General features: G+C 61.0%; 21 protein-coding genes. 6 read left to right on the top strand and 15 right to left on the bottom strand.

Going from position 1 to position 20,454, the window contains the following annotated elements:
- Positions 1-151: 151 nt before the first annotated feature.
- The 8 genes from J1G34_RS22230 to J1G34_RS22195 all read right to left on the bottom strand — a co-directional run bounded on the left by J1G34_RS22230 (position 152) and on the right by J1G34_RS22195 (position 6,392).
- On the bottom strand, positions 152-2,077 hold the full coding sequence (locus J1G34_RS22230; RefSeq protein WP_065893491.1) for a response regulator: 1,926 nt from the start codon (positions 2,075-2,077) through the stop codon (positions 152-154).
- A complete protein-coding gene (locus J1G34_RS22225; RefSeq protein WP_065897718.1) occupies positions 2,067-2,930 on the bottom strand; it encodes a sensor histidine kinase in 864 nt (287 codons plus the stop codon). Before J1G34_RS22225 ends, J1G34_RS22230 begins: the two co-directional genes overlap by 11 nt.
- Positions 2,923-3,930 carry an ATP-binding protein gene (locus J1G34_RS22220; RefSeq protein WP_122461904.1) on the bottom strand — a complete coding sequence of 336 codons (1,008 nt, stop codon included), beginning with the start codon at positions 3,928-3,930 and terminating at the stop codon, positions 2,923-2,925. The genes J1G34_RS22225 and J1G34_RS22220 overlap by 8 nt, the downstream gene beginning before the upstream one ends.
- Positions 3,921-4,325: an anti-sigma regulatory factor gene (locus tag J1G34_RS22215; protein ID WP_065886285.1), complete on the bottom strand. Its 405-nt coding sequence runs from the start codon at positions 4,323-4,325 to the stop codon at positions 3,921-3,923. Before J1G34_RS22215 ends, J1G34_RS22220 begins: the two co-directional genes overlap by 10 nt.
- Positions 4,322-4,684, bottom strand: a complete 363-nt coding sequence (locus J1G34_RS22210) for an STAS domain-containing protein (RefSeq protein WP_017254285.1) — start codon at positions 4,682-4,684, stop codon at positions 4,322-4,324. The genes J1G34_RS22215 and J1G34_RS22210 overlap by 4 nt, the downstream gene beginning before the upstream one ends.
- Before the next feature lie 2 nt (positions 4,685-4,686).
- Positions 4,687-5,538 (bottom strand): STAS domain-containing protein, encoded by an 852-nt coding sequence (locus J1G34_RS22205; RefSeq protein ID WP_065886286.1) that lies wholly within the window; start codon positions 5,536-5,538, stop codon positions 4,687-4,689.
- A 150-nt stretch (positions 5,539-5,688) separates the two neighbouring features.
- Positions 5,689-5,991, bottom strand: a complete 303-nt coding sequence (locus J1G34_RS22200) for a type II toxin-antitoxin system RelE/ParE family toxin (protein ID WP_065897716.1) — start codon at positions 5,989-5,991, stop codon at positions 5,689-5,691.
- The gene (locus J1G34_RS22195) at positions 5,988-6,392 is read right to left on the bottom strand and encodes a ribbon-helix-helix domain-containing protein (RefSeq protein WP_083216700.1); all 405 of its coding nucleotides are present in this window, start codon (positions 6,390-6,392) and stop codon (positions 5,988-5,990) included. Before J1G34_RS22195 ends, J1G34_RS22200 begins: the two co-directional genes overlap by 4 nt.
- A 210-nt stretch (positions 6,393-6,602) precedes the next feature.
- Between J1G34_RS22195 and J1G34_RS22190 the strand changes: the two genes are divergently transcribed.
- Complete coding sequence (locus J1G34_RS22190) at positions 6,603-7,505, top strand: LysR family transcriptional regulator (RefSeq protein WP_065886461.1); 903 nt, start codon at positions 6,603-6,605, stop codon at positions 7,503-7,505.
- Here the strand turns inward: J1G34_RS22190 and J1G34_RS22185 are convergent.
- Together J1G34_RS22185 and tcuC are read right to left on the bottom strand one after the other, a co-directional pair.
- A complete protein-coding gene (locus J1G34_RS22185; protein WP_065886287.1) occupies positions 7,497-8,255 on the bottom strand; it encodes a substrate-binding domain-containing protein in 759 nt (252 codons plus the stop codon). The genes J1G34_RS22190 and J1G34_RS22185 overlap by 9 nt on opposite strands.
- Entirely contained in the window at positions 8,252-9,559 is a 1,308-nt protein-coding gene (gene tcuC, locus J1G34_RS22180; protein ID WP_065893492.1) for an MFS transporter, read from the bottom strand. Before tcuC ends, J1G34_RS22185 begins: the two co-directional genes overlap by 4 nt.
- Positions 9,560-9,815: 256 nt before the next feature.
- On the opposite strand from tcuC, the gene J1G34_RS22175 reads away from it, so the two are divergent.
- Positions 9,816-10,739 carry a LysR substrate-binding domain-containing protein gene (locus tag J1G34_RS22175; protein WP_065893493.1) on the top strand — a complete coding sequence of 308 codons (924 nt, stop codon included), beginning with the start codon at positions 9,816-9,818 and terminating at the stop codon, positions 10,737-10,739.
- A 68-nt stretch (positions 10,740-10,807) separates the two neighbouring features.
- On the opposite strand, the gene J1G34_RS22170 is transcribed toward J1G34_RS22175, so the two are convergent.
- The 4 genes from J1G34_RS22170 to J1G34_RS22155 all read right to left on the bottom strand — a co-directional run bounded on the left by J1G34_RS22170 (position 10,808) and on the right by J1G34_RS22155 (position 14,886).
- Complete coding sequence (locus tag J1G34_RS22170; protein ID WP_065886290.1) at positions 10,808-11,764, bottom strand: LysR family transcriptional regulator; 957 nt, start codon at positions 11,762-11,764, stop codon at positions 10,808-10,810.
- 137 nt (positions 11,765-11,901) lie between these two features.
- The gene (locus J1G34_RS22165; RefSeq protein ID WP_222994643.1) at positions 11,902-13,089 is read right to left on the bottom strand and encodes a cyanate transporter; all 1,188 of its coding nucleotides are present in this window, start codon (positions 13,087-13,089) and stop codon (positions 11,902-11,904) included.
- 280 nt (positions 13,090-13,369) lie between these two features.
- Positions 13,370-13,984: an NAD(P)-dependent oxidoreductase gene (locus J1G34_RS22160; RefSeq protein ID WP_122461907.1), complete on the bottom strand. Its 615-nt coding sequence runs from the start codon at positions 13,982-13,984 to the stop codon at positions 13,370-13,372.
- 35 nt (positions 13,985-14,019) lie between these two features.
- Complete coding sequence (locus J1G34_RS22155; protein ID WP_222994642.1) at positions 14,020-14,886, bottom strand: MBL fold metallo-hydrolase; 867 nt, start codon at positions 14,884-14,886, stop codon at positions 14,020-14,022.
- Between the two features lie 106 nt (positions 14,887-14,992).
- Between J1G34_RS22155 and J1G34_RS22150 the strand changes: the two genes are divergently transcribed.
- Together J1G34_RS22150 and J1G34_RS22145 are read left to right on the top strand one after the other, a co-directional pair.
- The gene (locus tag J1G34_RS22150) at positions 14,993-15,898 is read left to right on the top strand and encodes a LysR family transcriptional regulator (RefSeq protein ID WP_122560832.1); all 906 of its coding nucleotides are present in this window, start codon (positions 14,993-14,995) and stop codon (positions 15,896-15,898) included.
- Between the two features lie 100 nt (positions 15,899-15,998).
- A complete protein-coding gene (locus J1G34_RS22145) occupies positions 15,999-16,178 on the top strand; it encodes a hypothetical protein (protein ID WP_065897711.1) in 180 nt (59 codons plus the stop codon).
- A gap of 178 nt (positions 16,179-16,356) precedes the next feature.
- On the opposite strand, the gene J1G34_RS22140 is transcribed toward J1G34_RS22145, so the two are convergent.
- Positions 16,357-17,223, bottom strand: a complete 867-nt coding sequence (locus J1G34_RS22140; RefSeq protein WP_065886295.1) for a helix-turn-helix domain-containing protein — start codon at positions 17,221-17,223, stop codon at positions 16,357-16,359.
- A gap of 180 nt (positions 17,224-17,403) precedes the next feature.
- Here J1G34_RS22140 and pobA point away from each other — a divergent pair, with 180 nt between their 5' ends.
- Together pobA and J1G34_RS22130 are read left to right on the top strand one after the other, a co-directional pair.
- Positions 17,404-18,597 carry a 4-hydroxybenzoate 3-monooxygenase gene (gene pobA, locus J1G34_RS22135; protein ID WP_122560834.1) on the top strand — a complete coding sequence of 398 codons (1,194 nt, stop codon included), beginning with the start codon at positions 17,404-17,406 and terminating at the stop codon, positions 18,595-18,597.
- A gap of 66 nt (positions 18,598-18,663) precedes the next feature.
- Entirely contained in the window at positions 18,664-20,166 is a 1,503-nt protein-coding gene (locus J1G34_RS22130) for an MDR family MFS transporter (RefSeq protein ID WP_222994641.1), read from the top strand.
- The last annotated feature ends 288 nt before the right edge of the window (positions 20,167-20,454 follow it).

Below are 20,454 nucleotides of genomic sequence, written 5' to 3'. Positions count from 1 at the left end.
CATCATACCTTCAAGCTTCTTATAGAAGGGCGCGTCTGTTAACCGCGTCAGACAATTCCTCAAATGCTCGGTCGCGCCTGCTTATCGGAAACTCAAGGGTGCCGACCGCAACATCGTCAACATTCGCCACTTGTCTGCCCATTCAACGGCGCTAAGGCTTTGCTTCCAGGCCCTGGCGAATCCTCTCGAGCAGTTCATCGATATGGAACGGCTTGGTGATCAGGTCCATGCGTTCACCCAGGAAGTTTTGCCGATTCGCTGCATTCTCGGCGTAGCCCGTCATGAACAGGATCGGCAAATCGTTGCGTAGGCCACGGGCGAAGTCCGCCAGTTCGCGGCCGGTCATGTAGGGCAGGCCGACATCGGTGAGCAGCAGATTGATCGTCAGGTCAGTCTCCAAGCAGGCAATTGCTTCGTCACCGTCGGCGGCCAGGCTGCAGCGGTAACCGGCGTCTGCCAGTACTTCGGCGACAAAGCTGCGCACCGAAGGCATGTCTTCGACGATGAGTATGTGTTCCCCGTTGCTCTTGCCCGGTTTTGCCAACGTTTTGGTGGTCACCGAGGCAGGACCTTCCGCGGCCGGAAGCATGATCGTCACTTCAGTGCCCTGGCGGGTGACGCTGCGGATCTGCGCATCGCCGCCGGACTGACGGGCGAAACCGTAGATGGTCGACAGGCCCAGGCCGGTGCCCTGGCCCACTGGCTTGGTGGTGAAGAAGGGATCGAACACCTTGTCGATGACGCTGTGCTCGATGCCCACGCCGTTATCGCGTACCGACAGCGCAATGTAGGGACCGTCTTCCAGCTTGAGGTTGCCGTTGGAGTACGCAGGGTAGGTGGTCACCCAGATGTTGCCGCCTTTGGGCAGCGCATCGCGGGCGTTGATTACCAGGTTCAGCACTGCACTTTCCAACTGGATCGGGTCGACCATCGCCACCGCAGCGTTGTTGGTCAGCTCCAGTTTCAAGGTGATGTGTTCGCCGATGGTGCGCACCAGCAACTCTTCCAGGGAGCGGATATGCGCGTTGATATCGATGGGCCGCGTGTCCAACGGCTGCTGGCGGGCGAAGGCGAGCAAGCGGTTGGTCAGGCCGGCGGCGCTCAGGGCTGAACTGAGTGCGGCGTCGGCATAGCCCAGGACCTTATCGGTGCGCTGGCTTTCGATGCGCTTCTTGATCAGCTCCAGGCTGGTGATGATACCGGTGAGCAGGTTGTTGAAATCGTGGGCGATGCCGCCGGTGAGTTTGCCCAGGGCGTCCATTTTCTGGGCCTGGAGCAGTTGCGCCTCAGTGCGTGCCAGGCGGGTCGCCGCGTTGGCGAGTTCGGCCTGTTGATGACGCTCGCGGTGGCGGTATTCAGTCACGTCCTCGACAAATACCAGGCTCAGCTCGGCACGGTCATAGGGCGATATCTGCCATTCGGTTTCGCGCAGTTGGCCGTCGACTTTCATCTGCAACGTGCCTTTCCAGCGTTCGCCGGCCGCCAGGCGCAGGCACAGCTCCTGGATCACTGCATACTGGTCGCCGGCGAAGCATTCAAGCAGGGCATCGGGGTTGAGGTTGTCGTGAATCAACTGGGCGAACGCGTGGTTGCACTCGTGAACCTTCAGTTGCGCATCCAGCACTGCAATCGGCGCGCTGATATTAAAGAAGATTTCTCGAAAGCGTGCCTCGCTTTGCCTTAACGCGTATTCGGTGTCGCGCACGCGCAAAAGGGTGCGCAGCGTCGCCAGCAGGACCTCGGGGTCGACCGGGTGGATCAGGTAGGCGTCAGCCCCGGCGTTGAGGCCGGTGATGATATCGCCGGTCTCGATTGACGCCGCCGACACGTGCACCACCGGCAGCAAGGCGGTGTTCGGGTCGGTACGCAAACGGCGCACGATGTCGAAGCCACTCATGTCCGGCAGGTTGACGTCGAGGATCAGCGCATCAATTTTTCCCGTGGCGATCAGGTCCAGCCCCTCCTGGCCCGTGCCGGCTTCGAGCACCAGGTAGTGATGGCGCTCGAGGCGTCGGCGCAGGGCGTAGCGCGTGGCGGCATTGTCGTCGACGATCAGCAGCTGGATGTCACGTTTCATCGACGTTCTCGCTGGCAATGGAGAGAGGGATAACTACAAAGAACAGCGAGCCTACGCCGGGTGTGCTTTCAACACCGACCCTGCCGCCCAGCAACTGGGCAAAACGCTTGCACAGTGACAGGCCCAGGCCGGTGCCGCGCAGACGTTTCTGCAGCGGCGAGTCGATCTGGGAAAAGTCTTCGAACAGGTTGTTGTGCAACTCGGCGGGTATGCCCAGGCCGGTGTCCTGCACCGCAAAACGGATCTCGTGTTCGCTCTCCATGCTCGCCGAGACCCGCACTTCGCCCTGCAGGGTGAATTTCAGGGCGTTGGAAATGAAATTGCGCAGTATTTGCGCGAGTTTTTTGTCATCGGTATAGAGCTTGGGCAGGCCGGAAGGCTTCTCGAAGATCAGGTCGACCGATGATGCGTCCACGATGGGGCGAAACATTCCGCGCAGCGCCGAAAACATGTCGAACATATCGAACCAGGCCGGAGAAATAGTGATGCGCCCGGCCTCGATCTTGGCCAAGTCGAGCAAGTCGTCGACCATCTCGCGCAATTCGCGCGCCGAGCTGGCGATAAACCCGACCTGGGTGTGTTGCTCCGGGCTCAACGGGCCGTCCAGTTCGTCGGCAAGCAGGCTGGTGATACTCAGGATCGAGCCCAGGGGCGTGCGGAACTCATGGCTCATGTACGACAGGAAACGGCTCTTGAGGTCTGACGCCTCACGCAGTTGGTCGGCTTGCATGTCCAGTTCGGCATACAGTGCCAGCACGCCCTGGTTGGTTTCATCCAACTCCGCGCGCAGGGCATCCGCTTCCTGGCGCAGGCGTTGGATTTCAGCGGCGAGCGAGGCAGTGGTTTCAGCCATCGATGGCCTCCAGGGCAATCACGAAGACAGTAACGTCGTCCCTGCCGCGGCAGAAGTCACGGTGCAGGATGGCGGCAATCAGGGCGGGGTGGCGGTGGACGAGCCCCGGATAGTCCGAAAGATTCCAGCGTGATTGCAGGCCGTCGCTGTACAGGATCAGCAACTGATCGGCCACCTGAGCATAGTCGAAGGGTTGGGCCTTGCGAAACTGCACGCCGACGATACCCGGGTGGGAGGCCAGCCCGCGCGGCTTGCCAGGCCCGATCAGGCTGCCGCCGATATTGCCGATGCCGGTAAACCTGAGCGTCTCGGCCACGGCATCGTACTGGGCCACCGCCATTGCGGCGCCACGGGTGCCGTTCATGCCGATGTGCATATCGCTCATCAATACCGTCGAATCCATGAAGGCATTCTGTGCAAACACCTCCTCTCCCGCTCGGGCTGCCTGCTCGGCGTATTCGCCATGGCCAAGCCCGTCGGCCATCATTACGCTGAACCGCCCAGGCTCGATTGCCAGGTGCCAGGCATCACCGCAGTGAGGGTCGTTATGCAGCGAGTGCTGGCTGACGCCATAGCGAATATCCCGGGTCGTTGCGGCACGCGGCGTCAGCCTGGCCAGTATCGCTGCGCCACGCTGATCGGCGTGGGCATCGAACACCTGCGCCAGGCGCGATATTGCCCCCAGTCCGATGCCCTGGGTGCCCCCGGTGGAAAAACCGTCCACCAGCCCGCTGTCGATATCAAAGCCCTGCCCACGGTCGATGGCGATCATTTCGACGCCGCCGTTGCCGGTGGCGCGCAGGTGCAACTCACCGTGCGTGGCATGTTTGAGGATATTGCTGGCAAGCTCGGTGGCGACCAGCGCTACGCGCCCCGCATCGGTCTCATCGAAGCCCAGCGACTCGGATAAGTGCTGGGCCGTGCGCCGGGCGTGGCCGATCTGGCTGGTATCTTCAATCAACAGCACGTGCGTGAGCGCGCTGGGAATATTCAGGCCCATCGGGTGATCGTCACGCGGGTACCCTTGCCAGGCTCGGTGTCCAGTTCAAACTCGTCCACCAGGCGCTTGGCTCCGGTGAGCCCAAGGCCCAGGCCACCGCCGGAGGTCCAGCCGTCGGTCATCGCCAGCTTGAGGTCGGGAATGCCCGGCCCTTCGTCGCGAAACGTGAGGCGTACGCCGGGGCGGTGGTCTTTCTCGAGCACTGCCCAGTCCATGTAGCCACCACCGCCATAGACCACGGTGTTACGCGCCAACTCGCTGACCGCCGTGACCAGTTTGGTCAGGTCGATCAAGCGCATGCCGCAGTCCTGAGCCAGTCTGCGTACCAATTGTCGAGCCAGCACAACGTCCTGTTCTATCAGCACAGGGTGTGTGCCGCTGCTGGCTTGGTTCATGAGTGTTCTACCCGGTCGCGCAACAGCTTCATGCCGCGCTCGACGTTGAGTGCGGTCGCGACGCCGGGCAGGGTCATGCCTAACTCCACCAGGGTAATGGCGACCGCAGGCTGCATGCCGACCAGTACGGTTTGTGCATCCATGATCCGGGACAACCCGGAGATGGTGCCGATCATGCGGCCGATGAAGGAGTCGACCATGTCCAGCGCCGAGATATCGATAAGCACGCCGCGCGCCGAGGTGCGGCTGATACGCTCGGACAGGTCGTCCTGCAAGGTCAGCGCGAGTTGGTCGTGCATGTCCACCTGGATGGTCACGAGCAAAAACTCGCCCATCTGCAAAATAGGGATGCGTTCCATGCTTAAACAGCCTTGGTGATATTGACACCCAGGCGTTTGAGCGCCAGAGCCAATGCATCGGCGAGGTTGGCTTTGGTCACCACACCCTGAAGGTCCAGGCCCAGATGCACGATGGTCTGGGCGATCTGCGGACGCACGCCGCTGATAATGCAATCGGCACCCATCAAGCGGATGGCGGTAACGGTTTTCAACAGGTGCTGGGCTACCAGAGTATCCACGGTTGGCACGCCGGTGATATCGATAATGGCGATCTCCGCGCCGGTGTCGACGATCCGCTGCAGCAGCGATTCCATCACGACCTGGGTGCGTTGCGAATCCAGGGTGCCGATCATCGGCAGGGCGAGTACGCCATCCCACAGCTTGACCACCGGAGTGGAGAGTTCCAGCAGTTCTTCCTGCTGGCGCTTGATCACCGACTCACGGGATTTCTGGAAGGTGCGGATGGTGTGCATGCCCAGTGCATCGAGCAGCTCGGACATTTCCCAGAGTTGTTCGCCCAGTTGCGCCGGTTGTTCGGCGTACTCGCGTTGCAGCAACGCAAACAGGGGGCCCTTGAGGGCGAAAATGAAGCTGGCGGTCTGTTGCGAGTCCTGCCCGGCCAGGGCACGGCTGTGGGACAGCTTTTCCAGGAATACTCGCGTTTGCGCCCAGTTTTCGTGGTTGGTATTTTGCGAACCGCCCTGGTGCAAGGCAGCGCTCAGCAGTTCGAGGAATTCGCGGGTCTGCTGTTTGACATCGTCACCCTTTACGTTACGCGTGGCACCCGAAGCTTCAAGACTGGTGTTCCATTCGTCAAGGAGAGCGTTACGGTTTTCATGCAGCGCCTGGATTGTGTTCGTTTGCAGAGTTGCCACGGGTAACCTCCTTGAGTGCCTTGAATAAGCTGCACGCAATTTATACTAAACCGCAGGATTTAGAAGTATTTCGAGTGCTTTCGTATCGAAGTTGCGCAGGTTTCGCCTATTCCGAACGCATTGGACCCGTGGACATCAACCCTGCCGAAGCTAAAGCAACCCTGCATAGCGTTGCCCTCCATAAAACACGCCGAGGATCGACACTGTTTTGTTCGCGGTGTTTACCGTAAAGGCAATGACGGTGCTGTGTCGGTAATGCGTGATGCGCAAGTCAGCCAGCAGGTCGTCGCGGCGCGTACCACGCAAGGGAAACAGAGAAAAGCTTTCGCAGTGGCTGATGAGCCTGTCGACAAAGCGTGCAGCCACTGCAGCAGAGGCTGCATCGCTGATGAAGTCTTCAAGAGCATCGAGATGAGCCAGGGCTTGCGGTGCGAAAACCACCGAGTAGCTCACGGTTTACCTGGGTTTTTTCGCTGGCGTCTAGCCGCCATGTGTTGGCGAACCTGCTCGGTGGACAAGGCCCGCTCAGGCTCTGCCTCAAGGGCAGCGGCCGCAGGCACCACCTCGTCGCGCAGCCAGTCTTCCATGGCACGGTCGCGCGCCAGCAAGGCCCGCAGGCCGTCGCGAATCACTTCACTTTCGGTGGCATATTCGCCGGAGGCGACTTTGGCTTTGACCAAGGTGGCCATTTCAATTGGCAGTGTAATGCTCATTTGCTGGGTCGAGCGCATCTGGAGGTCCGCCGAGGTTGAGTAGGATTCAATCCTACTGAACCATTGGCGCGATGCAAGGAGCAGCAGATCAATGCCGATGTCCGGCGACTCGTCGTCTGCCCAAAAGTGATAGGTTTGCATGAGGTGTTACCGCTCCCGTTGTGTAGGTCAGGCAGCAAGTATTGACCCGTTTCGGCAAGTGCGTGGCGGCAGGCAGTCGATAACCTGCTGATATGTATAACTTCATATGTGTAACTGGAATATGTCCGCAGACCCGACCCGGTCCGCATGGCGTCCTACCCGCTCCCATACGATAATGCCCGCCACATCGTCTATCCTGGCTTGCCTTCCGTGATCATCAACTTCGACCTCAATGACCTCCAAGCCTTCCGCGCCGTGGTAGACAAGGGCAGTTTCCGGGGCGCCGCCGAGGCCATCCGAATCTCGCAACCCGCGCTCAGCCGGCGGATTGAAAAGCTCGAGTCGGCCCTGGATGTAAAGCTGTTCGAACGCACCACGCGGCGAGTCAGCCTGACCATGGTCGGCCGTGCATTTCTGCCTCAGGTCGAACGCATGCTCGACGACCTGGACATCGCCTTGATGGGCATCAGTAACGTCGCGTCCACGCGCATGGGCAATGTCACCATCGCTTGTGTGCCGTCCACCGCGTATTACTTCATGCCCCACGTCATCTCCGAATTCCACAAGCTGTATCCGAAGATTCGCCTGCGGGTGCTGGATGCCAGTGCCGGTGAAGTGTGCAATGCGGTGGAAAGTGGCGAGGCGGATTTTGGCGTGAGTTTCAGCGGCAGCCTGGCCGATGAAGTGGAGTTCGAGCTGTTGCTGCAGGAGCGCTATGTGCTGGCCTGTCGTCGTGACCATCCGTTGGCCGCGCGTGAAAGCGTGACCTGGACCGAAGCCTACGAGCATGACTACATCACCGTGGACAAAACCTCGGGCAACCGCTTCCTGCTGGACCAGGCCCTGCGCGGTGTGCGGGTGAAAAAGCCGAGTATCTGCGAGACCCACCACGTGACCACGATGATCGGGCTGGTGGAGGCGGGGCTGGGGGTGGCGATGGTGCCGTCGATTGCGATGCCGGCGTGTGAGCACCCGATTCTGGTGAGTGTGCCGTTGGTGGAACCGCAGGTGATGCGCAATGTGGGCTTGATCAAGCGCCGCGGGCGGACATTGCCGCCCGCGGCGCTGGAGTTGGAGCGGTTGGTGCGGGAGATGCCGTTTCGGTCAGCGTGACACCGAGTCCAGGCCGGTGGATCGCACCACCGGTTGTGCCTCGGGTGATGCCATGAACTGCAGCAATGCCTTGGCCTCTTCCGGGTGTTCGGCGTTGACCGGGATACCCGCCGCAAAACGCGTAACGGACTGCACGTCTTCCGGGATCTTGCCGACAAACGTCACGCCCTTGACCGGCAACAATTCCGCCACCTGCTGCAAGCCGACTTCGTAGTCACCCTTGGCCACCTGTTCGCCCACCGGTACGCGTTCGATCATGGTGCCCTTGGCCGGCATGCCGAGCTTCTTGAACAGTTCCTTCTCGACATACACGCCGCTGGCGCTGTCCGAATAGGCAACGGATTTGGCCTTGCTCAGCACGGCCTTGAGCTCGGCGTCAGTATTGATCGCAGGTTTTGCCGCGCCTTCCTTCACTACCAGCCCAATCCGTGAGTCGGCCAGTTCCACGCGGGACGCGGGGTCGACCTTGCCTTGTTTGATCAGCTCATCCAGGGCGTAGCCGACCATGATCACCACATCAGCGTGTTCGCCACGGGCCAGGCGGTTGGGAATCGCTTCCGGCGCCTTGCCCATGGACGGTCCCAGGACCGTGTCCAGGGTGTCACCGCTTTGCTTGGCGTATTGCGGACCGAGCAGTTTATAGGCGGCCGTGAAGCCGCCGGAGGTCATCACTTTGAGTTCTTCAGCCTGGGCTGACAGCGCCAGAGCGGCGAGGACCAGGGCTGTGAGGGTGTTGAACAGCGGCTTCATTGCGCAGCCCCCTGCATGACCTGGCCACGGGTGTTGGCGCGGCGATACAGCGCCAGGGTGGAACACAGGGCGCACAGTGCAGCGAACATCATCCAGTAGGCGGGCGAAGCCTTGTCTGCGGTGATGTGGATGAACCAGGTCGAGATGGCGGGAGTGAAGCCGCCGAAGACGGCGGTTGCCAGGCTGTAGGCCAGGGAGAACCCTGCCACGCGCACTTCCACCGGCATGATTTCAGTCAGCGCGGGGATCATTGCGCCGTTGTACAGGCCGTAGAGGAAGGAGAACCACAGCAGGGTTTCCAGCATGTGTGCAAAGCTTGGTGCGTTGACCACGTAGGACAGCGCTGGATAAGCCGTGAGAACGGTCAGCACAGTCATGGCGAGCAGTACCGGCTTGCGGCCAAAACGGTCGCTCAGGATGCCGCCGATCGGTAGCCAGAAGAAGTTCGACACCGCCACCAGCAACGTCACCAGCAGCGCGTCGGAGGTGCTCAATTGCAGCACGGTCTTGCCGAAGGTCGGTGCGTACACGGTAATCAGGTAGAACGCGGTGGTGGTCATGGCCACCATCAGCATGCCGCCAATCACCACGGTCCAGTTTTTCACCAGGGTGGCCATCACTTCACGCATGGTCGGGCGGTGCTTGCGCTTGGCGAACTCTTCGGTTTCCTGCAGGTTACGCCGAAGCACGAAGATAAACGGAATGATCACGCAACCGACGGCGAACGGAATGCGCCAGCCCCAGTCTGCAACCACCGCCGGCTCCATCCACACGTTCAAGCCATAGCCCAGCGCGGCGGCAACCACGATGGAGATCTGCTGGCTGCCCGACTGCCAGCTGGTGTAGAAACCCTTGCGGCCCGGTGTGGCCATCTCGGACAGGTACACCGACACACCACCCAGCTCCGCACCGGCCGAGAAACCTTGCAGCAGACGACCCAGCAGCACCAGCAACGGTGCCCACAGGCCAATGGTGTGATAACCGGGCACCAGCACGATCAACAATGTGCCGCTGGCCATGATCGACAGCGTCACGATCAAGCCTTTGCGGCGGCCCACGTCATCGATATAGGCACCCAGAATGATCGCGCCCAAGGGCCGCATCAGGAAACCTGCGCCGAACACGGCAAAGGTCATCATTAATGATGCGAATTCATTGGCGGCAGGGAAGAAGGCGGCAGCGATGTAGGTGGCATAGAACCCGAACAGGAAAAAATCGAACTGTTCAAGGAAGTTGCCCGAAGTAACGCGCAGTACGGCGCCTACTTTCGAAGGGGCAGCCGCAGGCCGGGAAGGGCTAGTCATGGTTTTGTGTCTCCAGCGTTCTTTTTAAAGTGCTTGTTTCGCTTAAGACTTGGGATAGTGGCTGACACATTTAGAAATGATAAGTGACAAATTTGGATAGATTGATGCGCGCGGGCTATCAATGCAAAGGATCGTCTGGAGGGTTGGTCCTGTTCTGCGATACGCCCCCCCATAGAAACCGATGCATCGACCGACATAGACGCCGCCCCGTTGCCTTTCTAAACTGCGGCTTGTCGTGGGGAAGGGGCAGGCGCCGATGAATCGCAATGAATTACGCAAGGCCGATATCAACCTGATGGTGGTCTTCGAAGCGCTGATGCTCGAGCGCAACGTGACGCGGGTGGCGGAGAAGCTGTTTCTCGGCCAGCCGACCATCAGTTCGGCCCTGAACCGTCTGCGTACCTTATTCAATGACCCGTTGTTCATTCGCGTCGGCCACCGCATGGAGCCCACTGCGCGCGCCGAGCAAATCATCCAGCACTTGTCGCCGGCCCTGGATTCGCTGTCGTCGGCCTTGAGCCTGACCCACGATTTCGACCCCTCCATCAGCACCATGACCTTTCGTATCGGCTTGTCCGATGACGTCGAGTTTGGCCTGTTGCCGCCGTTGCTGCGAGCGCTGCGCCAGGAAGCGCCGCAGGTGGTGTTCGTGGTGCAGCATGTGGATTACTGGCGCATTCCCGACCTGCTGGCCTCCGGTGATATCACTGTCGGCATCACCCAGACCCGCGGCCTGCCGGCGAATGCCAAGCGCAAGCTGCTGCGGCATATCCGCCCGTGCCTGTTGCGCGCCGATGCGTCCGACACACCGCTGACCCTCGATGAATATTGCGCACGGCCCCATGTGCTGGTGTCCCACACCGCCAACGTGGCCGGGTTTGCCGACGAGTGGCTGGCCGAAATCGGTCGCAAGCGGCACGTGGTGCTGTCGGTGCCGCAATACAGTTCGCTGCCGGCATTGCTTGCCGGCACTGACATGATCGCCAGCCTGCCGGACTACGCGGCCCAGGCCATGGCCGCCGGCGGGAACCTGTTCTGCGAGGCGTTTCCGTTTGAAACGCCGACCCTGGACTTGTCGATGGTCTGGCTCAGCCACGTCGACACCGACCCGGCGGAACGCTGGATGCGCTCACGGCTGGAAGCGTTCATGAGTGATCGTGGGCTTGCGCTCCCGGTGTAACGTGCAGGAAAGAAGCAGCGGCAAGCTGCAAGCGCCAAGTCAAGGCGACCGCACCCCTTGCCGCTTTTTCAGCTCGCCGCTTTCAGCTTGCCGCTTGCCGCTTCATCCTCACACACCTTGACCACCTGCTCGCGAAACCAGGTATTGGCGCTGTCCTGTTCGCTGGCCTGGTTCCATTGCATGTCCAGGGTGAAGCCCGGCAAACCCTGCGGGGCTTCGCAACACCCGTACGCCGAGGTCGGCGCCAGCAGCTTTTGCACGCGGCGTGGCAGGGTCACGATAAAGTCGGTGCCGCTGATCATCTTCAACGCCGCGCTGTAGCTGTTGGCCCGCGCGATCACCTGGCGTTTGTGCGCCTGGCGCGCCAGCCAGCCGTCGATCATGTTGGTGGCGGAGGTCCACGGCGTGGGAAACACATGGCGTCGCTCGACGAAGGCTTGCAGGCTGAACGTCGCTTCCCGCGGCGCCGAACGTTTGTCGAAGACGCACACCAGGTCGTCTTCGAGCAGCATTTGGCGCTTGAAGTCTTTATGGACGCGGTGAAAGTTCGGGCCGAAGCCGATCACCAGGTCCAGGCGGCCTTCGCGCAAGTCGTCGGCGGGAATGTCGGCTTCCAGCTTTTGCACATTGACGATCACCGGCAGGTCGGCACGGTCGAAGTTTTTCAGCAGGCGCGGCAGGATCAGGTGTTCGAAGTATTCCGGGGCGCACACATTGAAAGTCACGGCCTCGCGGGTCGGGTCGAAGGCCTGGCCTCCGGCGTGGCACAGGTTGATGCTTTCGAGGATTTTCTGTACGTGGCCGTACATCGTGGTGGCCTTGTACGTCGGACGCATGCCCGCTCGCGTGTTGATAAACAACTCGTCTTCGAAACTGGTGCGCAGTTTCTTCAGGCTGTAGCTGACGGTGGACTGACTGACGAACAGCGTTTCAGACACGTCGGTAACGCTGCTCTGGTCGTAGACAGCGATAAACACCATCAAGTCCTGCATATCGAGCTTTCTGAGCAAGTTGCTGTTTAGCATCGGTTTCGTCCGTAAACCCTTTGTACCGAATTCAGTACAAGACTGAGCAAAATGTTAACGGAACGCTCGTACCAATAGAAAGCTCTGTAGGACTCTTCTATGTTTTGGGTGAGACAAATACTGTTTACAACACGACCTCAGTGGATATGTTGCGCGTAATGCGCCGGATTGAAGCGCATGACCATCAGCAGCATCACAGCCACGACAGCCGCCAATGACCACCAGGCCCCCTCGAAGCTGCCCAACTGGTCGCGGATCATTCCGGCGATCAGCGGCGACAGGCCCGCGATCAGGTAGCCGATACCCTGCACGAACGCGGTCAGGCCACCGGCGCGGCGCGGGTTATCGAGATGGTCCAGGGACAGGATCAGGCTCATGGGAAACAAGCCGCCGATACCCAGGCCGAGCAGGCACGGCCACAGCAAAGTCAGGTGCCGGGGGCTGAGGATCAGGCCCGCGAAGCCGATCAGGATCAGCACCAGCAATACCGCCACCACGCCGCGCTTGTCCCGGCGGCGATTGGCGATGGCGGGCGTTACCAGGCCGGAGACCACTTCCATGGCGGTGAGCAAACCCAGCAGCAAACCGGCATGCTGCTCACGCAAGCCCTGCTCGACGTAATACGGCGCCAGCCACGCCAGCACGCAGGTGTAGCACGCCGTGCCGAAGCCGAAGAACAGGGCGAGCAACCAGGCCCGGCGATTGCCGAAAAACGATGCCTGCGGGCCGCTGTCGACCTGAGGCAAGGCGGGTAACGCCGAGCGCTGGGCGTACCAGAACACCAGGGCCGGCAGCGCCAGCCCGGCCCACATCGCCAGGCCGATGCGCCAACTGCCGGTGTGCACTTGCACAAACGGCGCAAACGACGCGGCCAGTGCGGCGCCGCCCATGATCGCGGTGACATACAGGCCCATGAACACTGAAACATTGTCGCCCGGGCGCGACTTGATCAGCGCCGGCATCAACGCCTGGATCAGCGCAATCCCGACGCCTGCCGCCATGGCACTGACAATCAGCGCGAACGCCGAATCCAGCCACAACCGCGACAGTGTCGCTGCGCCAATCACCAGCAGCGACACCACGATACTGCGGTATTCGCCAAAGCGCCGTGCCAGGCCCATGCCGAAGAACATCGCCAGGCCCATGCTCATCACGGGCAACATGGTCAGCAATGCGGCGCTGCTGAAATTGAGCGGCACATCAGCGCGGATCGACGACAGCAAGGGCCCCACGGCCGCCATCGACGGGCGCAGGTTAAGGGCGACCAGCACCACACTGATCATCAGCCACACGGCGGTGGTGGGTTTTGCCTGAACGTTTTGCATGGGCCTGCCTTGGATGAACAAGGGCGAATCAGGCCACGGGAGGGGGAGGCTGGGCAAATGAGAAAGTCATTGGCCCTATTGAAAAATTGCAGGCGCCGGATACGCCACAAATGTGGGAGGGGGGCTTGCCTTAAGGCTTTCTGTAGGAGCGAGCTTGCTCGCGAAAAACGTCAACGATAACGCGTACTTTCTGAATGAACGCGGTGCCTGTGAGTTTTTCGCGAGCAAGCTCGCTCCTACAGACGGCGGTGTACGCTCCCACATTGCAGACCCGGTTGTATCAGTAGCCCACCGTGAAGCGCTGACGCGAGTGCTTCGGCGTTTCCACTTCATCGATCATGGCGATGGCGAAGTCGGCGAAACTGATCGAGCTTTGACCGTCGTCGCTCACCAGCAAATGATCCTGGCCCAGACGGAATTGACCGGTGCGCTCGGTGCCATCGAACAGGGCCGACGGCGACAGGAAGGTCCAATCCAGTTCCTGCTCTTGACGCAGCACGTCTAGAAACGCTGCTCCCGCACTGGCTTCAGCTTTGTATTCCGCCGGGAAGCCCGGGCTGTCGATCACGCGGCTGCCGTCCGGCAACAGCAACGAACCGGCGCCACCCACCACCAACAGGCGTTTGACTCCGGCCTTCTTGACCGGACCGAGCACGGCGCTGGCGGGCAAGGTGGCAAAGTGTGCGGCACTGATCACCACGTCGCTGCCGCTCACGGCCTGTTGCAGGGCATCGGCCTCCAGGGCATCCACTTGTTTGACCGTGACACCTGGGCGTGCGGCCAGTTTGTCGGTATTGCGTGCGATGGCGGTGACGGTATGCCCACGGCGCAGCGCTTCTTCCAGCAGTTGGCTACCGGCACGGCCGGTGGCACCAATGATTGCGATCTTGCTCATGACGTTCTCCAGTAAAGGTCAGGGTTTAAAACCAGTCACCACTTCATTTCGCCCTTGGCGACTTTGGCGCTCAATTCCAGCGAGCTCTCGTCGGCGAGGTTCGGGTAACGCTTTTTCATGCCCGCGATCAGGGCGGCGGAATCCTTGGCCTTGGCGGTTTCGATGTCGAAGGCCTTGATGTAGTCGGCGGTGAACGCGACCGAAGCGGGTGATGGGGTGCCCAGGTAGTGGCCCGGAATCACGGTGGTCGGCTTCAAGTCTTCAATGCGTTGCAGGGTGGCCAGCCAATCCTTGTGGGACTGTGCAGTCTGGGTATCGGCCATCCAGACGTGGATGTTTTGCGCGACCACCACGCCACCAATCACGGCCTTGATCGACGGAATCCACACAAAGCTGCGGTCCGGCTGCGGGCCGTCCAGGCCGATGACGTCCAGTTGCTGCCCTTCCAGCGTCAGGCTGTGGCCCTCGAGCACTTGCGGTACGAGGGTCCTGGCCGGTTTGTCGGCGCCCATTTTCGGGCCCCAGAACGCCAGCTTGCCGGCGACGGTGGCGTTGATATGGTCGACCACCGGTTGTGGCGCCAGCACTTTCGCGTCGGGAAAGGCGGCGGTCAGGGTGTCGAGGCCGAAGTAGTAGTCCGGGTCGCCGTGGCTGATGTAGATGGTGGTCAGGTGCTTGCCGCTGGCGCGGATTTTCTGCACCAGTTGCTCGGCCTGGCCCTTGCCGAATTGCGCGTCCACCAGGATCGCGTCCTTGGCGCCGCTGACCAGCACCGAGCTGACCGGGAAGATGGCGGCCTCGCCCGGGTTGTACACCTCAAGTTTCAAGTCTGCCGCCATGGCATGAGCAGTGAAAGCCAGGGCGGCAGTCGCCAGGGTCAAGCGTTTGAACGTCGAGAACATCGGGGCAGCTCCTGCCTTCGGTAAGGGGTGAACAGAGCTTAGTTGCATAAAACACCACAAAAAATGCGATGCTGGAACATAGTTTGTTTCTGAAATCGGGCAAATCATGGATCGTCTTCAAGCAATGCGCGTGTTTGTCACCGTGGTGGACCTGGGCAGCCAATCCGCCGCCGCCGACCACCTGGACCTATCGCGCCCAGTGGTCTCGCGTTACCTGGCCGAGCTGGAGGATTGGGTCGGCGCACGCCTGCTGCACCGCACCACGCGCAAGCTCAGCCTCACCGCTGCCGGCAGTGAAACCCTGCCGCGTTGCCGGCAATTGCTGGAGCTCTGCGGCGATATGCAGGCCGCCGTCAGCGAGCCCGATGATGCCCCGCGTGGGCTATTGCGCTTGAGTGTCAGCACCTCGTTCGGCCAGGCGCAGTTGGGCGCCGCGATTGCCGAGTACGTCAGACGCTACCCGCTGGTGACAGTCGACCTGCAAATGCTCGACCGCACGGTGAACCTGGTGGACGAGCGCATCGACCTGGCGATCCGCACCAGTAACGACTTGGACCCGAACCTGATCGCCCGACGCCTGACCGTATGCCGCTCGGTGGTGTGCGCCACGCCAGCCTATTTGCGCGAGCATGCGGCACCGCAGAAAGTCGAAGACCTGGCCCGGCACAACTGCCTGACCCACTCCTACTTCGGCAAGAGCCTGTGGCATTTCGAAGAGCGTGGTGAACATGTGTCGGTGGCGGTGCACGGCAATATCACCGCCAACGAGGCCGGCACGTTATTGCGCATCACTCTGGCCGGCGTTGGGGTGGCGATGCTTCCCAGCTATGAGGCCGGTGAGTTGATTCGCAGCGGCAAACTGGTGCGTCTGCTGCCGGATGCGCAGCCACGGCAGATGAATATCTACGCGGTATACGCCTCGCGCAAACACATGCCCTTGGCGTTGCGCAGCCTGTTGGATTTCCTGGTGCAGCGGTTTCCCGAAGAGCCTGAGTGGGATGTCGGTCTCTGAAGCGGCATAAGCGCGCTGAATGGCCTGCAATCATGGCAACTTGCCCTGAGTGACCTATGCTTTAACCAGCACCTTGTAGATCCGTGCTGAGGTCTGTGCCATGAGCATTAAAACCAGAAAGTACCTGACGATTTTCAGCCTGTGCGCCTTGGCTACTGCGCTGTATGGCACAGCCGCCTATCGCGTCGAGCAGACGCGAATGCAGCCGTCGGCGTTCGCCATCAGTTGCCACCAAAACCAATGCGTCCCGCACACCGGCAGTTTCAGCGCCCTGCGTTGATTCTCAAAGCACTGCACATCACTATGGGAGTGGGCGTGCCCCAATGCCAGTCTGTAGGAGCGAGCTTGCTCGCGAAAAACGTCAACGATAACGCGTGCTTCCTGAATGAACGCGGTGCCTGTGAGTTTTTCGCGAGCAAGCTCGCTCCTACAGTATTAGGGCTTGCCCCCTCGCACATTCAGCTCTGCTTCAACTGCTCGCGAAAAGCCTTGGGCGAAAATCCCACCCGGCGGCGAAACAGCCGTGAGAAGTTGGTGGGGTCGGAAAACCCCAGCACCTCGGACATTTCATTGATGGTCATGCTGGTGTAGGTCAGCAAACGCTTGGCTTCCAGCAACTGGCGGTCATGCATGATCTGCAGGGCCGGCTGCCCGCCCAACTCCCGACATGTGCCATTGAGATGGGAGACCGAGATGCCCAGTTTGTGGGCCAGGTCTTCAATCTTGGGGTGCTCGCGGTAATGCTGTTCGACCAGTTGGGTGAAACGTCGGAAATACTCACGGTTGCGCGGTGTCCTGGGGTGGCGGCGCTGGATCGCCTGGCGGCTGACCCACACGAGCAGCACGCTGACCAGGGCGTGCATCATCATGTCCCGTGCCGGTTGTTCGCCGGCGTATTCGTCCTGCAAACGCACGAACAGGCTATTGAGGTAGTCGCTGTCCTTGCCCGCGGGGTAACTGCCGAGGGTGTGCAGGCCATCGACCGTACTGCCCAGTTGCGCTTGTAAATGGCTGACCAGGGGCGCTGACAGGGTCACCACATAACCTTCGACATCTTCGCAAAAGCGAAAACCGTGCACACACAGCGGCGGCAGCACTTGCAGGCTGGCTTCGTCGAGCGTGGTGCGCTGGCCTTCGATTTCCAGGTGTGCCTGGCCTTTATGCACGTAGAGCAGCTGGCACAGGTCCGCGTGCCGGTGGGGCTGGATCTCCCACTGGTATTCCCGGCTGCGCCGGGAAATGGTTTCACAGTGCAACAAATCGGGCGTCGGCCACTGTTGGCTTTCCCCGTAAAGCTTGAAGACCGGAATCGCGGTGTTGGTCATGTTTTCAATCCGATACTCAGGATAGTGGTGCGGTAATCGCCCCGATTGGCAAAAAGCGCAGGCTTTAAAGCAGTTTTCACCTTCTTATGCTGCTCGCTCAGGTGAAAAATGTCAGCTACACGTCCAATGACAACTCTTTCACTCGTTCGGTTCGGGTGAAGCCAGCAGGCCATAAAAATAATGAAAACGCTGAAAACCCAAGTCGCCATTATTGGCGCCGGTCCCTCCGGATTGCTGCTCGGACAATTGCTGCACAACGCTGGCATTCAGACCCTCGTCCTGGAGCGCCAGACCGCCGACCACGTGCAGGGCCGCATCCGCGCCGGGGTGCTGGAGCCAGGCATGGTCGATCTGCTGCGCGAGGCCGGCGTCAGCCGACGCATGGACACCGAGGGCCTGGTGCATGACGGTTTCGCCCTGGCGCGCGATGGCCGACTCACCCACATCGACCTCAAGACCCTGACCGGTGGCCAGTCGGTGATGATCTACGGCCAGACCGAAGTCACCCGCGACCTGATGGCGGCCCGTGCGGCTGTCGGCGCCACGACCTTCTATGAAGCCTCGAACGTACAGCCCCATGACCTCAAAAGTGATCAGCCCTGGCTGACCTTCGAGCATCAGGGCCAGGCCTTTCGCCTGGAGTGTGATTATGTCGCGGGCTGTGACGGTTTTCACGGTGTGGCCCGTCAGTCGATTCCGCCCGAGGCGCTGCAGGTGTTCGAGCGCGTCTACCCCTTCGGCTGGCTGGGCATGCTTGCCGATACGCCGCCGGTGCACCCGGAACTGGTGTACGCCACGCACCCGCGTGGCTTTGCGCTGTGCAGCATGCGTTCGCTGACCCGCAGCCGTTACTACTTGCAGGTTCCGGCACAGGAGCCGTTGGCCGACTGGTCGGATGAGCGCTTCTGGGCCGAGCTCAAAACCCGTCTGCCGGTCGACCTGGCTGAACAACTGGTCACCGGCCCGTCGATTGAAAAAAGCATCGCGCCGCTGCGCAGTTTCGTGGTGGAGCCGATGCAGTACGGGCGCCTGTTCCTGCTCGGCGATGCTGCGCATATTGTGCCGCCTACCGGGGCCAAGGGCTTGAACCTGGCGGCCAGTGATGTGAGCACATTGTTTCGCATCCTGCTCAAGGTGTATGGCGAGGGGCGTGTGGAATTGCTTGAGCGCTATTCCGCCATCTGCCTGCGGCGGGTGTGGAAGGCCGAACGGTTTTCCTGGTGGATGACGTCGATGCTGCATCAGTTTCCCCAGGCGGATGACTTCACCCGGCGTATTGCCGAGAGTGAGCTGGACTACTTCATGAATTCCGAGGCCGGGCGCACAACCATCGCGGAAAATTACGTCGGGCTTCCTTACGAGGCTATCGAATAGCCTGCTATCGTATTCAGCATTTGCGCAGGCTGCCGTTGCCTGCGTGCCTTGCTCGAAGGTTGTGCCGTGACCCCTCTCAATCAGTCCGCTCCCGCTGTTCCCGCCGTGCGCAGTATTCTTGCCGCGCTGATGCTGGCGATCTTTCTTGGCGCCTTGGACCAGACCATTGTCGCCGTGTCGATGCCGGCCATTTCCGCGCAGTTCCATGACGTCAACCTGCTGGCCTGGGTGATCTCCGGCTACATGGTGGCGATGACGGTGGCGGTGCCGATCTACGGCAAGCTCGGTGACCTGTATGGGCGACGCCCCATGATGCTGATCGGCATGGGCGTGTTCACCGTCGCCTCGCTGTTCTGCGGCCTGGCGCACAACATGGAGCAACTGGTGCTGGCGCGGATTATCCAGGGCATCGGTGCCGGCGGCATGATTTCGGTGAGCCAGGCGATCATCGGCGACATCATCGCGCCCCGTGAACGCGGGCGTTACCAGGGCTACTTCAGCAGCATGTACGCGGTGGCCAGCGTCGCCGGGCCGGTGCTGGGCGGCTACATGACCGAGTACCTGTCCTGGCGCTGGGTATTTTTGATCAACCTGCCGTTGGGCGCGCTCGCCTGGTATGTGGCCCATCGCACCCTGGTGGGGTTGCCGGTGCCGCAGCGCAAGCCGGTCATCGATTACCTCGGCACCGTGCTGATGATCATCGGCCTGAGCGCCTTGTTGCTCGGCATCACACAAATCGGCCAGGGTCGTGCGTGGCGTGACGATCAAGTGCTTGGGCTGCTGGTCTGTGCGTTGTTGGCGTTGAGCGTGTTCGTCTGGCATGAACGCCGCGCGCGCGAGCCGTTGTTGCCCATGCACCTGTTCGTCAACCGCAGCGCGGTGTTGTGCTGGTGCACGATTTTCATCACCAGCTTCCAGGCGATTTCCCTGACCGTGCTGATGCCCCTGCGTTACCAGACCGTGACCGGTGCCGGCGCCGACAGCGCGGCCTTGCACCTGCTGCCCCTGGCGATGGGCTTGCCGATGGGCGCTTATTTCGCCGGACGCATGACCTCAGTGACCGGCCGATATAAACCGATGATCCTCAGTGGCGCCGTGTTGAGCCCGCTGGCGATTCTCGGCATGGCCTTCAGCGCGCCCCAGGCCGTCGGGCTGACCTCGCTGTTCATGCTGTTGTGCGGGATCGCGGCGGGCATGCAGTTCCCGACCTCGTTGGTGGGCACGCAGAACTCGGTGGAGCAGCGCGATATTGGTGTGGCGACCAGCACCACCAACCTGTTCCGTTCCCTCGGCGGGGCGGTGGGGGTGGCGTGCATGTCGGCATTGTTGTTGGCGTTGTTGCGCGATGCCAGTTTTGCCCACTTGGCCAGTGGCGCGCTGCTGACCGAGGGCAGCTCCGGTAATGTGCTGCTCGATGGGCTCAATGCTGCGCCGGGTGAGGCACGGGATGCGTTGCGGGGGGAGTTGGCGATGACGTTTCGGCATTTGCTGATGGTGAGTGCGGGGGTGTCGGTGTTGGGGTTGGCGGCGGCTATTGCGATGCCTGATCGGGTGTTGCGGGGGCGTTAGCGCGGCGGCCTTAGAGCCGACCGGTATTCTGTGCCGATCGCGATCCAAATGTGGGAGGGGCGGTGCGACGATTCGACTTGCCCCCGATGGCGGTGTGTCAGTTACGGATGCACTCACTGACTCTTCCTCATCGGGGCATAGGTATTTACACAACTCTGTAGCGCTCAACCGTAACCACGATGCGAAGCGAGTCGCTCTTGATCTTGATCTGCTTTTGATCTTGATCTCAGGCGCCCCGTTAAACCACGCTGGCCGAACGCAGGCTTGAATCCGTGGGTAACCCGGCAG

This window comes from Pseudomonas sp. Wu6, assembly GCF_019891515.1.
Classification (GTDB): Bacteria; Pseudomonadota; Gammaproteobacteria; order Pseudomonadales; family Pseudomonadaceae; genus Aquipseudomonas; species Aquipseudomonas orientalis_A.
The sequence above is the reverse complement of the archived record's forward strand: the minus strand, read 5'-3'. Positions and strand labels throughout refer to the sequence as shown.

What these genes read in the sequence shown, in the direction of transcription:
- J1G34_RS22230 (WP_065893491.1), bottom strand. Translation starts at nt 2,077, where the DNA reads ATGAAACGTGACATCCAGCTGCTGATCGTCGACGACAATGCCGCCACG.
- J1G34_RS22225 (WP_065897718.1), bottom strand. Translation starts at nt 2,930, where the DNA reads ATGGCTGAAACCACTGCCTCGCTCGCCGCTGAAATCCAACGCCTGCGC.
- J1G34_RS22220 (WP_122461904.1), bottom strand. Translation starts at nt 3,930, where the DNA reads ATGGGCCTGAATATTCCCAGCGCGCTCACGCACGTGCTGTTGATTGAA.
- J1G34_RS22215 (WP_065886285.1), bottom strand. Translation starts at nt 4,325, where the DNA reads ATGAACCAAGCCAGCAGCGGCACACACCCTGTGCTGATAGAACAGGAC.
- J1G34_RS22210 (WP_017254285.1), bottom strand. Translation starts at nt 4,684, where the DNA reads ATGGAACGCATCCCTATTTTGCAGATGGGCGAGTTTTTGCTCGTGACC.
- J1G34_RS22195 (WP_083216700.1), bottom strand. Translation starts at nt 6,392, where the DNA reads ATGCAAACCTATCACTTTTGGGCAGACGACGAGTCGCCGGACATCGGC.
- J1G34_RS22185 (WP_065886287.1), bottom strand. Translation starts at nt 8,255, where the DNA reads ATGAAGCCGCTGTTCAACACCCTCACAGCCCTGGTCCTCGCCGCTCTG.
- tcuC (WP_065893492.1), bottom strand. Translation starts at nt 9,559, where the DNA reads ATGACTAGCCCTTCCCGGCCTGCGGCTGCCCCTTCGAAAGTAGGCGCC.
- J1G34_RS22175 (WP_065893493.1), top strand. Translation starts at nt 9,816, where the DNA reads ATGAATCGCAATGAATTACGCAAGGCCGATATCAACCTGATGGTGGTC.
- J1G34_RS22170 (WP_065886290.1), bottom strand. Translation starts at nt 11,764, where the DNA reads ATGCTAAACAGCAACTTGCTCAGAAAGCTCGATATGCAGGACTTGATG.
- J1G34_RS22165 (WP_222994643.1), bottom strand. Translation starts at nt 13,089, where the DNA reads ATGCAAAACGTTCAGGCAAAACCCACCACCGCCGTGTGGCTGATGATC.
- J1G34_RS22160 (WP_122461907.1), bottom strand. Translation starts at nt 13,984, where the DNA reads ATGAGCAAGATCGCAATCATTGGTGCCACCGGCCGTGCCGGTAGCCAA.
- J1G34_RS22155 (WP_222994642.1), bottom strand. Translation starts at nt 14,886, where the DNA reads ATGTTCTCGACGTTCAAACGCTTGACCCTGGCGACTGCCGCCCTGGCT.
- J1G34_RS22150 (WP_122560832.1), top strand. Translation starts at nt 14,993, where the DNA reads ATGGATCGTCTTCAAGCAATGCGCGTGTTTGTCACCGTGGTGGACCTG.
- J1G34_RS22145 (WP_065897711.1), top strand. Translation starts at nt 15,999, where the DNA reads ATGAGCATTAAAACCAGAAAGTACCTGACGATTTTCAGCCTGTGCGCC.
- J1G34_RS22140 (WP_065886295.1), bottom strand. Translation starts at nt 17,223, where the DNA reads ATGACCAACACCGCGATTCCGGTCTTCAAGCTTTACGGGGAAAGCCAA.
- pobA (WP_122560834.1), top strand. Translation starts at nt 17,404, where the DNA reads ATGAAAACGCTGAAAACCCAAGTCGCCATTATTGGCGCCGGTCCCTCC.